A 14,255-nucleotide genomic window follows, 5' to 3' on the forward strand; every position below is an offset into this window, starting at 1 on the left:
CTAATTTTACGTGTTTTTGATAGGGTTGGAATAAAAAAACTTTGACAGTCCTTTCAGAAGGCTGTCAATAGTTCAAAATATACGTTTACATTTTAACTATTGTCAGATTTATTTTGGATTACCAAAAAATTACTAACAAAGTTTTATAAACTTGACTAGAATTTTATTCCAAAAAATAAAAACTAATTCATTAACTTTGTAAGTTGATAGAAAAAACAAAAATCCGAATTTTAAATAAACGAATTTGGATAAATACATAAAGAAAAATTCAAAATGAATAAATTAATTGCTGATATAGACATTGTAGATAAAGCAAGTGAAGCTATACACGAACCTTGCGAAACTGTCAAAAAAACAGCCAACAATGCCAAAGAAGGAGAGCGAAAACTCTACATCGAAAGTTATGGCTGTCAGATGAATTTTGCTGATAGCGAAATTGTGGCTGCCGTAATGCAAGAACACGGTTTTGGAACGACAGATTCGGCAGAAGATGCTGATTTGATTTTCCTAAATACCTGTTCAATTCGTGAAAAAGCCGAACAAACCGTTCGCAAACGCTTAGTTCATATCAACGGACTCAAAAAACGTAAGCCTGAAATGATGGTTGGTGTTTTGGGTTGTATGGCAGAGCGTTTGAAACACAAATTTTTAGACGAAGAGAAAATTGTAGATTTAGTAGCTGGTCCAGATGCCTATCGTGATTTGCCAAAACTGGTCGGTTCGGTAGATGATGGACAAAAAGCTGTCAATGTTCTTCTTTCAAGAGAAGAAACCTATGCTGACATTTCGCCTATTCGTTTGAATAGTAATGGAATTTCTGCTTTTGTTTCAATTATGCGTGGTTGTGATAATGTTTGTAGTTTTTGTGTTGTGCCATTTACTCGTGGTCGTGAGCGCAGCCGTCCTGCTGATTCGATTGTACAAGAAATTAAAGATTTGGTAGCTCAAGGTTATAAAGAAGTTACTTTATTAGGACAAAATGTAGACTCCTATAAATGGACAAATGTTCCAAGAACGATAAGAGCCGAAAATTTTGAAAAAGAAACAGGAGAAAAAGTAAGAAATGAAAACTTTGCTACACTTTTAGAAATGGTGGCTCAAATTGACCCAAATCTAAGAGTTCGTTTTACTACTTCGCATCCAAAAGATATGACGGATGATGTTTTGCATGTAATGGCGAAGTATGAAAATATTTGTAAGTATATTCACTTGCCTGTTCAGAGTGGAAATAGTAGAGTTTTGAAACTTATGAATCGTACTTACACTCGGGAATGGTATATTGACAGAGTAGATGCAATTCGTAGGATTTTGGGAGAAGATTGTGCCATTAGTTCGGATATGATTTCAGGTTTTTGTACTGAAACAGAAGAAGAACACCAAGAAACATTGACTTTGATGGACTATGTAAATTACGATTATTCGTATATGTTTTTCTATTCTGAACGCCCTGGAACGTTGGCAGCAAAGAAATATTTGGATGATATTCCGATGGATGTAAAGAAAAAACGCCTAAGTGAAATTATTGAACTTCAATCGAAGCATTCATTGGCTCGTAATCAAAGATTGATTGGAAGAACTCATAAAGTTTTGGTAGAAGGAGAATCAAAACGCTCTGATAAAGATTTGCAAGGCAGAACGACAGACAATAAAGTAATTGTTTTTCCTAGAGAAAATTATGAAAAAGGACAGTATGTAAATGTACATGTAAATGATTGTACTTCGGCTACGCTGTTTGGAAAAGCTGTTGAATTGGCAAATTAATTTAAACGAGGTCTTATCAATTAAAAAGAATTTTAATCCTGTTTATATAGACTTTAAGTAACTAAAAACCCTCAAAATCTGATTATAGAAATCGAATTTTGAGGGTTTTTTATTGACTTTTTACTTTACAAATTCCCAAGCAAAATTAGTTCCTTTGTGTTCGACAACAATTTTGTTTACAGCACCAGATGAATAATCGACTGTTCCTTCATATTTATTTTCTTCTTTCTGATTGAGCAAAACGGAATTAACTTTTAGTCCATTTGTTATATGTTTCTCAATGCGATAACGGAGTGTTGTTGCAAGGGAAGTAGAAGTATTTTCAGGATACCAACCACGAATTATATCCACAAAAGCAACCAAGTTTTCATTTTTTTCAGTTTTAACAGTAAGTTGAACAAAATTATTCACTATTTGTGCGCTTTCAACTTGTAGTTTTGTTTCCAAATCATTCTCTAAAAAGCGTTGAGCGAGTAGTTTTTTATTTGTTTCATTCACGTCAGGAAATTGTATTCCTGCTTGTTGTGTGTATGTAATAGTTACTTCATTTCCATTTTCAAGAAGCATTTTTCCTTCGTAATTATTCTGTTCTGCTTTTTCAAAACTTAACTTTTCTATTGTTTTAACGCCATATTTTTTTCTCATTACATATTGAAAGTAGCTTGAAACTGCTGCTTTATCTTGCTTTGGAAACACACCTGTTTGTGGATCAAGAGTTAAAGGAAGTTCACTTCCATTGTCAGTTGTAACAATGACATCAAATCCATTTCCTACAGTAGGAATAAGTTTTACTTTTTCAGTAGGAATCCCCATTGATCGGATTAGATAACGCTTTGTACTTGACTCTAAAATCTCTTTCCAAATAGGTTTTAAAAGACCTATTTTATCTTTTCCAACTCGCACAAAAATAGTTGCTGTTGGCATTGCAGCATCTTCAAAAGTAGTTTTGGCTAGATAAACCCACTCATCATCAGTAATAGAAGGTGTTTTTTCTAAATGAATAGTTTGTTTTATATCTCCCCAATGCTTTTTTTCTAGTTGTAAGTCAGTTATTTTTTGATTGAATGCTTTTTCAATTTCTGGTTTTAAAAACTCTTTTATTTGTTCTTCATCTGATTTTGCTTTGTCTTTTGGAATAAATTTTTGAACTGAATTTCCTTTAGTCAGAAAAAGTGTATCTCCTTTAAAATCAAATTGATAACTATCAGCAATTCCATAAGCCATTACTTTTAATGTATTTTCATTAATTTCATAGTCTCTTTCAGTAATGTTATCAAAAGTTATTTTTTCATCTGTAACTTGAAGTGTACTTTTGTAATCTGAACGCACCCATTCGCCCTCTAATTTAGAAGAACTAGAACAGCTACTCAAAAAAACGAGCCCTACAAAACTTCCTGTATAAAATAGTTTTGATAGAAAATAAGGATATGTATGTTTAAATTTCATGATAGATTTTATTTTGAATAAACTATTTTTTTATTTTACATACGAAGTGTATGTTACAAGGCTGCAAAAGTAAGAAATTTTTGACTTTTTAGACAGATTAGTCATTTTGAAATGCTGTAAAAAAGTTTTTTTAGAGATTCTTTCTTTATTTTTTCAGTATTTTTTAGCTTTTTTATAAGAATTAATAACTCTAGTCGCTAAAACTTGTTAAGTCTTACTAATTAAACGCTTCATTTTTAATAAATTTGTAGTTACGTTTTGCAAATCTGATCGTGTAGCCTATCAATTAGATTTTAATACACGCCAAATTACTTTTTGATTTTCTAAAAATTACATGAAATACCTACCTTATTTTCTTATTGCGCTAGGCGTAATTCTTATTGACCAAGCTCTCAAATTATATATTCATTCTACACTTTCTCTAGGTGAAGACATTCTGATTTTTGGCGACTGGTTCAAACTTCATTATACACTCAACCCTGGAATGGCATTTGGTATTACGTTGGGTTCTGATTATGGAAAACTTATCCTGACTGTATTTAGAATTTTTGCAGGAATAGGAATTGCTTATGTGATGGCTCGTGCTGCATTGCGTGATGCTCCAAAAGGTTTTGTTTTTAGTATGGCTCTTATTTTAGGAGGAGCATTTGGAAATATTGTAGATTCTACTTTTTATGGTGTTTTTATAGAAGGAAATGCTGTTGCTATGTACGAAAATGAACCAAGTTTTTATCCTTGGTTTCATGGGCAAGTAATCGATATGTTTTATTTTGATATTGCTTCAGGCTATTTTCCTGATAATTTGCCTTTTGTTGGTGGCGACCATTACTCATTTTTTCCAATTTTTAATATCGCTGATGCAGCTATTTTTATAGGAGTTTGTATTATCTTGATTTGGCAAAAACGTTTCTTTCCAAAAGAAGAAGTGGTTGAAATAGAAGTGGAAAAATCTTTAGAAGATGAAATTAGAACAGACAACTCAAGTAATACAGAAGAAGATAAAATATCTGATACATCTGATGAAGATACAACTATCTTTGTAGCAGGAGAAAATGATTTAAAAGAAGATAAAATAAATGAAGACTTTAAAAAAGAGAATTAGTCTTTAAATCAAAGAAAAAACTGTTTTGAATATAATTTATTTGAACAAAAAAATCCTGTAAAATCGTTTACGTTTTACAGGATTTTTGATTTTTACTTAATTATTTGGTGATGTTACAAACTGCCACCATGCCCTTGTTAGTATTTTAGCGAAGCGACACAAACAATCAAATAATTATTTCTTTGCTCGTTTTAGTTCGTCTTCTTTGATGGTAAGTGAATACAAATCTTTTCCATCTTTGTCTTTATAAGTAATTGTCAGGATACGTTCTTTACGTTTTCCATCAATTTCAATGACTGCGTAATTGTGTTTTCCTACAATAAATGACTCTTTAATGGCTGTCGGATTTTCGTCTTCTTTTGGTGTGGCAGAACCTGCTGTAATGGAAGAAGAAGTAATATCATACAAAGGATAATCATTTTCACGTTCCATTTTAGTAATTACACTATGATGACGGTCACCTGTCAGGAAAATTACACCTTCAATATTTTGTTTTTGAATGGCATCCAATACTTTCTGACGTTCTTCTTTGTAGGTTGCATAGTTTTCAAAGATTGCACTTTCATTTAAAACCTGTCCACCAGCTACCACAAATTTAAAAGGAGCTTTACTAGAAACTAAAGACTCAATAAGCCACTGCACCTGTTTTTCGCCAAAATAACTTTTATTTTCAGCTTCATAATCTTGTGCTTGTCTGAAAGTACGATTATCTAACATAAAAAACTGTGCATCTCCCCACGTAAAAGTGCTTACTACATTATTTGCCCCTTCTATAATACTTGTATTTTGGCTGTGCCAAAAAAGTTGAAAGGCTTCTGTAGTAATATCTTTATTAGCAAATGTATAGTCAGAGTCATTAGGACCAAAATCGTGGTCATCCCAAGTAGCATAATTATGAATACCTGCTAAAAGAGGTTGCATTTCTGGAAGCGAACGAGTATGTGTATAACGGTGCATAATTCCCGAACGACTGCCCCAGTCTGGGTCACGTAAATAAGTATTATCTCCACCCCAAACCATAAAATCAACATTTTCTTTATAAAGAGAAGTGAAAATTTCGTACTCACTTCCATATCCTTTTCCAGGACGGTCAGCTTCAGGTTCGTTTACATACACACAAGAGCCAAAAGCAAATTTAATTTTTGGTGGGTCAGTTCGGTATTGCCAAAGTAGTTGAGTTTGGCATTTCAAATCATACTCAAAAGGAACTTCTTTATCATTTATGAATACTTTATATTCATATTTTGTAGAATGCTCAAGATTTCTCAAAACTGGTTTTGCAACAAAAGCTGTTAGAGAGTTCGTTTGGATAGGTTCTGTAAATTGGAAGGGTACATCTGAAATAGCTTTTTCTGTTGCTAGATTTAATTTTGGACGATAAGCAATATGTACTTTTGCAGCTTTTTTGGTTTGTACCCAAAGACCAATTTCACTCATTTCAGAATACCCAACCATAGGACCTGACTGTACAAATTCAGTTTTTAAAGCACTTTTAACTTCTTCTTGAGCAAAAGAGGATGTAGAAAAGATAATTGCAAATACGATTGACAAATAAGTTAAAGAAAACAGCTTTCTATGAGATGTGTTTTGACAAAAGTTCATTAGATAAGGGATTTGTTATAACAGATAATTATTTTCTGTAAAAATACGCATCTTTTTAAAAAAGAATGATTAATTTCTTATTAATGATAGTTGGTTTCTTACTCTTCATTGGTAACAGCTACTATTTTTTGAATGATTTTGTCAAGTAATTCGACTTCATGTTGCAAGTAACTTAAATAAAGTAATTTGTTTTCTTGATTACTTTCCATTTTCATCAAATTCATTAATCCCAAAATAGTTGCAACAGGTCTTCTAACTTCGTGAGACTGTTGCCAAGCTATTTCTTTCAAACGCTCATTTTGCTTTTGTATTCTAATCTCTTTTCGCTTTTGATCCGTAATATCTGTTACAGCAAGCACAAATGTTTCTATTTGATTATCTTCATTCTGTATAGGAGATATTTTTGTTAAGTATACTTGCTCTTTATAATCTACTTCATACGAAACGGTAAGACCTCGCCAAATTTTGGGAATAGCTTCTTGTAATTTACGATATAACTGAGGAAGAAGCATTTCACTTGCATGTTTACCAAAAAAGTTCCTTGGATTAATATCATACATCTTATAGCCTTGTCCTCCTGTATATAGAACAATCATATTTTTATCTATTAATGAAATAGAACCATCAGGAAAATTTTGTGCAAGAATATCTAAATCATGTTGTAGTTTTTTGGCTTGAGAAGTTATATTTTTATATTTTGTTATGTCTTCTAAATTATGAGAAATTCCAATAATATCGGTATTTTTATCATAGACAGGAAGTAATCTAAACTGCCACCAATTTTCTCCTTCATGTTTCTCCACTTCAATAGTTTCTCCAGCTAATACTCTTTCATAATATTGCTTAAATTCATCTTGAAATACTGGTAATATAAAATCTAGCAAAAAGTCTCCTTTTTTTGGTTCTTTTCCAAAAACGATTTTACATATATTTTTTGTAACTTGATTTGTATGAATAATTCTTAAATCTTTACCAATAAAGCTTTTTGAATAATTACTACTCTCATAAAGAGAATCAAGCATGTTGAGTGTATATTCTTGTATTTGGATAGCTTTTTTTGCTGATAAATGAGTTTTAAGTTGCTCAATAACTAAATCGGCAAGAGACTGGAGAATTTCCTTTTCTTTAGTAGTAAGTACACGAGGTGTTTTATCCAAAATACAAATTGTACCTAAATTATACTTTCCTTCAACTCTTAGAGGTACAGCAGCATAAAAACGCAATCCAAAATCACCACAAACCAAAGAATTATTTATCGTATTTGGGTGGGTGGCTGTATCTTGGATTTCATAAATTTCATCTGAAAGAATAGCTGAGCTACAGAGTCCTTTTTTTCTTGGAATTTCTTTTATATCTAACCCTTCAATTGATTTAAACCAAATTCTATCTTTATCGACTAAAGAAATAATAGAAATAGGAACATTAAATAGTTGAACGGCAAGTTTAGTAATTCTGTCAAATGCACTATCAGCAGGAGTATCTAATATTTGATATTTATTCAGAATATTCAAACGTTCTTGTTCCGATGTTTTATCGAACATACGAATAATTTTAGAGAACGTAATTACGTAAGTATTGAGATTCAACAAACAAAATCAATTTTTTGTTTTCCTTTATTTAGCTGATTATAATTTTTTTGTAAAAGACATTTTATTGAAAATACTTATAATTGCTTTACAGGGACATTTAATAGCGTCTTTTTTTAAGAAAAATAACTAGGTTATTAGAGAAAATTCACTTGAATTGATACTTCTTTCAAAATTGCAAATTCCCTTTCAGATTCGTAACTTTGTATGTTATTATAAATCAATAGATTCTGCCATTTTGTCGGTCTTAGTTTATCATTTACCCTTTTTTATTCATTTTAAATAAAAAATGAGTAAAATTTGGACAAAAAAACGCCTTTGCTTAATTTTTGACTTAGATAGAAAAGCATCTGCAAAACGGCAAAACACAAAAGAGCTATTTAACAGCAGCTATATTAATAAGCAATCAATACGAACTATATAAAATATTATGTTTAACTCAATTACAAATGTGGTCGCAAAAGTATTCGGTACAAAATCGGAACGAGATCGCAAAAAACTCATTCCTTACGTAGAACAAGTAAACCAAGAATACAAACAACTTCATGGATTGACAGACGATCAGTTAAGAGCAAAAACTCGTGATGTGAGAGCAGAGATAAATGAATACGTATCAAAAATAGATGCTGAAATTACAGAATTTAAAAAGCAAATTGCAGATGACCCAGAAATGGACATCAACGCAAAAGAAAAAATATTTGTACAAATAGATAAATTAGAAAAAGATAGAAATGTTAAGTTAGATGAAGTATTAGATAAAGTTTTGCCAACTGTTTTTGCTATCGTAAAGGATACAGCTAGACGTTTTACAGAAAATAAGAAAATTACTGTAAAAGCAACTGACCACGACCGTAGAATTATACAAAAAAGACAACAAGAAGGACGTTATAATAACGAAATTGAAATTACAGGAGAAGGAGATAATGCAACTGTTACATGGCACAACAAATGGACAGCCATGGGGCAAGAAATTGAGTGGAATATGGTTCATTACGATGTCCAAATTATGGGTGGTGTGGTGCTTTATGAAGGCAGAATTTCGGAAATGGCAACTGGAGAAGGTAAAACATTAGTGGCTACTCTTCCAGCTTTCTTGCGTGCTTTGTCAGGAAAAGGAGTTCATGTAATTACAGTAAATGATTATCTTGCAAAACGAGATTCTGAATGGGTTGCACCTATTTTTGAGTTTCATGAAATGATGGTTGATTGTATCGACAAACATCAGCCAAACACTGAAGCAAGAAGAAGAGCTTACGCAGCAGATATCACTTATGGTACAAATAACGAATTTGGTTTTGATTATTTGCGTGATAATATGGCTCGTGAAACTGAAGAACTTGTTCAACGTGGACATTACTTTGCCATGATTGATGAGGTAGACTCTGTGTTGATTGATGATGCTCGTACCCCTCTTATTATTTCTGGTCCTGTTCAAGATGCAGGAACACAAGAATATGATATTTTCAAACCTCGTATTGAAAAATTAGTTGGACTTCAACGTAAGTTAGCTCAAGATTTCTTGCAAGATGCTAAACAAAAAATAAAAGCAGGAAATGAGAAAGAAGGTGGCTTATCGCTTTTTAGAGCCTTTAGAGGTCTTCCTGAATATAAGCCTTTGATTAAGTTTTTGAGTGAAGCAGGAATGAAGGCTTTACTTCAAAAAACGGAAAACGAATATTTAGCAGATAATGCTCGTCGTATGCCTGAAGCTGATGAACCTTTATATTTCTTTGTGGAGAAAAAACAAAATAAGGTTCAGCTTACAGAAAAAGGAACTCAAGCCATTACAAGAGATGGAGAAGACCCTCGTTTCTTTATTCTTCCTGATGTTGCTACAAAAATTGCTCGTATAGACAATGATAAAGACCTCACAGATAAAGAAAAGCTAGAAACCAAAGAGAGATTACTTACTGATTACTCTATCAAAACATCACGTATTCATACTGTAACACAACTTTTGAAAGCCTATACGCTTTTTGAAAAAGATGTTGATTATGTAGTGATGGAAGATAAAGTAAAAATTGTAGATGAAAAAACAGGGCGTATTATGGATGGTCGTCGTTATTCTGACGGTCTGCATCAAGCCTTAGAAGCAAAAGAAAGTGTAGAAATTGAAGATGCAACACAAACCTATGCAACAGTTACACTTCAAAACTATTTCCGTATGTACTACCGTCTTTCTGGTATGACAGGTACAGCCGAAACAGAGGCAACAGAGTTTTGGGAAATCTATAAACTTGATGTTGTGATTGTTCCTACCAACCGTCCTATCCAAAGAGATGACAGACAGGATAAAATTTTCCGTTCAGTTCGTGAAAAATATAATGCTGTAGCTGATGAAATTCAGCATTCTGTACAACAAGGAAGACCTGTTCTTGTAGGTACAACTTCAGTAGAAAATTCGGAAATTTTGAGTAGAATGCTTCAAATGCGTAAGATTCCACATGAAGTTCTGAATGCAAAACAACACCAAAAAGAATCTGAAATTGTTGCAAAAGCAGGTATTTCAGGAAATGTTACGATTGCAACTAACATGGCAGGACGTGGAACGGATATTAAACTTTCTCCAGAGTCTAAAAAAGCAGGTGGACTAGCTATTATTGGAACAGAGCGTCATGATTCTCGTCGTGTTGATAGACAGTTACGTGGTCGTGCTGGTCGTCAGGGTGATGTTGGTATCTCGCAGTTTTTTGTTTCTTTGGAAGATCCATTGATGCGTATGTTTGGTTCTGACAGAATTGCCAAAATTATGGATAGATTGGGATTAGAAGAAGGTGAAGTAATTCAGCATTCTATGATTACCAAATCTATTGAAAATGCACAGCGTAAAGTAGAAGAAAATCACTTTGGCTCTCGTAAAAACCTTCTTGAGTATGATGATGTAATGAATCAGCAAAGAGAAGTTATTTACAAACGTCGTCGTAATGCTCTTTTTGGTGAGCGTTTGGAATTAGATATTATGCTTATTTTTGCAAAAGTATCAGATCAATTAGTACAGATTTATAAAGGAGATTTTGAATCATTCCATTTAGAAGTATTTTCTCTTTTAGGAATCCAGACAGAAATTACAAAATCTGAATTCCAATCTCTAAATGATCAAACTCTTTCTCAACGTCTTTATGAAGAAGCCTATAATGCGTATCGTCAGAAAAATAAAGATATTGCAGCAAAGGTAGTTCCTACTTTAGAAAACATATTTGCAGAACGTGGAGGAAATGCAAGAGATATAATTATTCCTATTACTGACCAACGTAGAATGGTTCAGATGCCTGTCAATATTGAGGAAACAATTGAGAAAAAAGGTGCAAATCTTGTTGCTACTTTAGAACAAACAATGGTACTTTCTATCATTGATAATCTTTGGAAAGAACATTTGAGAAACATGGATGATTTGAGACAGCAAGTACAAATGGCTCGTTTCGAACAAAAAGATCCATTGGTTATCTATAAAATGGAAGCCTTCCAATTATTTAGGTCACTTTTAGATGAAATTAACCAAGAAATCACGTCTTTCCTTTCTCGTGCAAAACTTCATGAACCTGATCCAGAAGAATTACAAGCTCTTCAAAATGCTCAACGTCGTCAGTTAGAAATGCAGATGCGTAGAGAACAAGAAGCGAAACAACAGATGGCTGTAAATCGTGCAGAAGAAGTTGATACAACAAGCGACAATCAAAGAGCGCACGGAACGCAGCAAAATATAGCTCCTACTGCTCCAAGAACAGTTTCACAAGAACCTGGAAGAAATGATGTTGTTACAGTTCGTTATAAAAATGGACAAGTAAAACAAGGAAAATATAAAAGTGTAATGAGTGATGTACGCAATGGAGAATGCGTAATAATTTAATGTAGAATATGCTTTAGCGTATTTTGTATTTATACTCTAACATTTACATTTTAAATATAAAAAAGCAACTTCAATAAATGGAGTTGCTTTTTTAGTAACTAATTTATCTTTTAATTCTATGAAAAAACTAATTCTAATTGACCCAAATCCTGTTCTTTGTAACGAATGGAAAAAATCATTCGAAAGTTATGAAGAAGTAGAAATTATAAATGGATATTTTGAAGTGTTAGAAGAATTTGATTGTATGGTTAGTGCTGCCAATTCGTTTGGTCTAATGGATGGAGGAGTAGATTATGCTATAATAAAATATTTTGGACAAGATTTAGAAAAACGAGTTCAGCAAAGAATCATAAAAGAATATAGAGACGAACAACCTGTTGGAACATCAATGATTGTGGAAACTAATCACAATAAACATCCATTTATTGCTCATACACCTACAATGAGAGTTCCACTAACTATTTCTAGAACTGATAATGTTTATAAAGCCATGTTTGCACTACTTTTGAGTGTTCATCAGCATAACAACAATAAAGAAAATAACATTAAAATAAATACAATAGCTTGTTGTGGATTAGGAACAGCCACAGGAAAAGTTCTAGAAGAAGAAGCTGCTAGACAAATGCAACTTGCTTACAAAAACTTTAAAAATCCTCCTTCAAGAATAGACTGGAATTATGCTTCTGAGCGTCAGAAAGAAATTATTTTTGGAGGGAATTTGTTTTGAAAATTTACCTATAAATAGCTGATTGAGTATGAATATTTTAAAAAAACTACGCACTTTAGAAAATCTACTATTATTGTTATTCACAATAATTTTAATTTTAGCTTCCACATATATTTTACCAGTAATTGGTATAATGCTTGGCTATGCAAACTCTGGAATAGTCTATCTTTTTACTTCGCTTTTAGGAGTAGGGTTAAGTATTGGCATTATATTCACCTTTGATTTGTGTGTTCTCTTTTTTTTGGTTTCTCTGAAGTATGTTACAAAATTCAAACTCATAAATTATTTCATTCTAATCTATATAAGTTTTTTGTTGAGTAATCTTCCTATCCTTCTGAAGCTTTCTGAGCAGCAGTATGGGAGCTTAGTCTTTTGTCTTAAAATTATTATCCTATCTATCTCTTATACAACAATCATTTATACAGAAAAATCATCTTAATATTATGAGCAAAAAACAATAAAGAGCAAAATATCTTTATTAAATTAAATTATGGAAAAGCACGAATATATCTTACACAAATTAAATGAAGTTCAGAAAGCCTCAAATAAGAAGGGTACTAGCATAAGGGGTTATCGTCGGATAGCAAAATTTATGATTATACTTAATCATTATATAGAGAAAGAAAGCTGCAAAACTTGTTCGGATATACAAGATGAACTACACAGTAAAATAGCACCAATTTACAGTAGTCCCACTTCAAATTGGCATTGGTCTAATTTTGCTGCTATATTTAATATTTATCATGATAACGCTTCACATTTAATAAAAGGACATAACTTTTATCGGAAAAAGAGATACATATATTGGGTATCTCTTGCCCTTATTCCAGTTGATATAATAATGATAATACTGTTTTTTATGAGTTATGCACCTCCAGTATTTCTAGTTTCATTACTTTTTTATTATACTGCTTCATACATCGAAAGCAAGTACATAAAGATATTTAATAGAAAGTGTTTTGAATAAATGATTTATTTATAGAAATAGTCAAACAAAAAAGCCTAGTCATCTAAAAAAAATAAATAGACTTTCATTTTAACTATGAAAACTATTTATCACTATTTAGGTAACTTAAATTTCCCAATATGATTTACCAAATCTCCTCCCAAATATAAATAACCATTATGTTCTTCAACAGAACTTGCTTCTGAGACTTTTTCGCCCGTTGTATCATAAAACACACTCAGAATTTTGCCTTCTTCACTTATATTCATCACAATTCCAAAAGGCTCTTGTTTGGGTTGAAGCCATAAAGGAACACCATAAAGCATTTTTTTCTTTCCTGTATAAGGATGCAAATTATCTAAAAGCTCATTTCGTTTGGTTGTAAATCCTAACCAAAACGAACCATCTTTTCGTCTTGCAATTCCGTTAGGAAATCCTATCAAATTATCTATAAAAATATCTATTGTTCCTTGTTTTTCTCCTTTCAACCAATAACGGACTATTCTGTATTTGGCTAAATCAACCATCAATACAAAATCATTATCTTTTGAAAGAGCTACTCCATTTCCAAAAAAAGCTCCATCTATTAATGTTTGGACTGTTTTAGTTTTAGGATTGTAGGAATATAATCCTCCATCAGGTTGCATTTCTAATATGATTTTACGAACATTACGAGGCGAAAAATGTGTTTTAGAAGAGGTATTGGAAAAATAAATAATTCCGTCATCAGCAATATCTACATCATTGGGAATCAAAAAAGGCTCTCCTTTTTCATTTTTAGAAGCCAAAACAGTTATTTTACCTTCTTTATCGACACTAATTAAACCTCTTTCTATATCACAAGCTATCAAATTTTCATTTTTATCAAAGTGCAAGCCCGTAATCCAAGAATTTGTTTTACAAAAAATGGCTACTTTTCCAGTAGTATCTATTTTTAGAATTGCACCATCAGAAAAGTCTGTTTTTTTGCGATGTACGCCACAATATAAATTCCCTTCTTTATCAACTGCAATATCTTCTGAGCCATACCAACCGTCTAAATCTATCCATTGAGTAGATTGTAAAATTTCATTTTTGGCAAGTTTTCCTTCAAAATCAGGAACTTTGGCAGGTTTCCAAGCATTGGGGTTTAGAGAACAGGCTTGAAAAATAAAATTGACTAAAAAGAGTAATAATAGTACAACAGGGAGGCTAAAAATAATTTTTTTCTTGTTCATAATACAAATGATTTAAAGTTG

General features: G+C 32.0%; 8 protein-coding genes. 4 read left to right on the forward strand and 4 right to left on the reverse strand.

Annotation, left to right across the window (positions count from 1 at the left end):
- Positions 1-273: 273 nt before the first annotated feature.
- Positions 274-1,761 (forward strand): tRNA (N6-isopentenyl adenosine(37)-C2)-methylthiotransferase MiaB, encoded by a 1,488-nt coding sequence (gene miaB / locus V9L05_RS23675; protein WP_338815573.1) that lies wholly within the window; start codon positions 274-276, stop codon positions 1,759-1,761.
- A gap of 120 nt (positions 1,762-1,881) precedes the next feature.
- On the opposite strand, the gene V9L05_RS23680 is transcribed toward miaB, so the two are convergent.
- On the reverse strand, positions 1,882-3,207 hold the full coding sequence (locus V9L05_RS23680) for a hypothetical protein (RefSeq protein WP_338815574.1): 1,326 nt from the start codon (positions 3,205-3,207) through the stop codon (positions 1,882-1,884).
- Positions 3,208-3,541: 334 nt separating this feature from the next.
- On the opposite strand from V9L05_RS23680, the gene V9L05_RS23685 reads away from it, so the two are divergent.
- The gene (locus V9L05_RS23685; RefSeq protein WP_338815575.1) at positions 3,542-4,309 is read left to right on the forward strand and encodes a lipoprotein signal peptidase; all 768 of its coding nucleotides are present in this window, start codon (positions 3,542-3,544) and stop codon (positions 4,307-4,309) included.
- Positions 4,310-4,483: 174 nt separating this feature from the next.
- Here the strand turns inward: V9L05_RS23685 and V9L05_RS23690 are convergent, their stop codons facing one another.
- Together V9L05_RS23690 and V9L05_RS23695 are read right to left on the reverse strand one after the other, a co-directional pair.
- A complete protein-coding gene (locus V9L05_RS23690; RefSeq protein ID WP_338815576.1) occupies positions 4,484-5,860 on the reverse strand; it encodes an alkaline phosphatase D family protein in 1,377 nt (458 codons plus the stop codon).
- 149 nt (positions 5,861-6,009) lie between these two features.
- Positions 6,010-7,452, reverse strand: coding sequence for a PAS domain-containing protein (locus V9L05_RS23695; protein ID WP_338815577.1), 1,443 nt, complete (start codon positions 7,450-7,452; stop codon positions 6,010-6,012).
- Positions 7,453-7,927: 475 nt separating this feature from the next.
- Between V9L05_RS23695 and secA the strand changes: the two genes are divergently transcribed.
- Both secA and V9L05_RS23705 read left to right on the forward strand, forming a co-directional pair.
- Positions 7,928-11,344, forward strand: a complete 3,417-nt coding sequence (gene secA, locus V9L05_RS23700; protein ID WP_338815578.1) for a preprotein translocase subunit SecA — start codon at positions 7,928-7,930, stop codon at positions 11,342-11,344.
- 118 nt (positions 11,345-11,462) lie between these two features.
- Positions 11,463-12,071 carry a macro domain-containing protein gene (locus V9L05_RS23705; protein WP_338815579.1) on the forward strand — a complete coding sequence of 203 codons (609 nt, stop codon included), beginning with the start codon at positions 11,463-11,465 and terminating at the stop codon, positions 12,069-12,071.
- 1,059 nt (positions 12,072-13,130) lie between these two features.
- Here V9L05_RS23705 and V9L05_RS23710 read toward each other — a convergent pair.
- Complete coding sequence (locus V9L05_RS23710; RefSeq protein ID WP_338815580.1) at positions 13,131-14,234, reverse strand: SMP-30/gluconolactonase/LRE family protein; 1,104 nt, start codon at positions 14,232-14,234, stop codon at positions 13,131-13,133.
- Positions 14,235-14,255 lie beyond the last annotated feature (21 nt).

The organism is Bernardetia sp. Wsw4-3y2, assembly GCF_037126295.1.
Lineage (GTDB): Bacteria > Bacteroidota > Bacteroidia > Cytophagales > Bernardetiaceae > Bernardetia.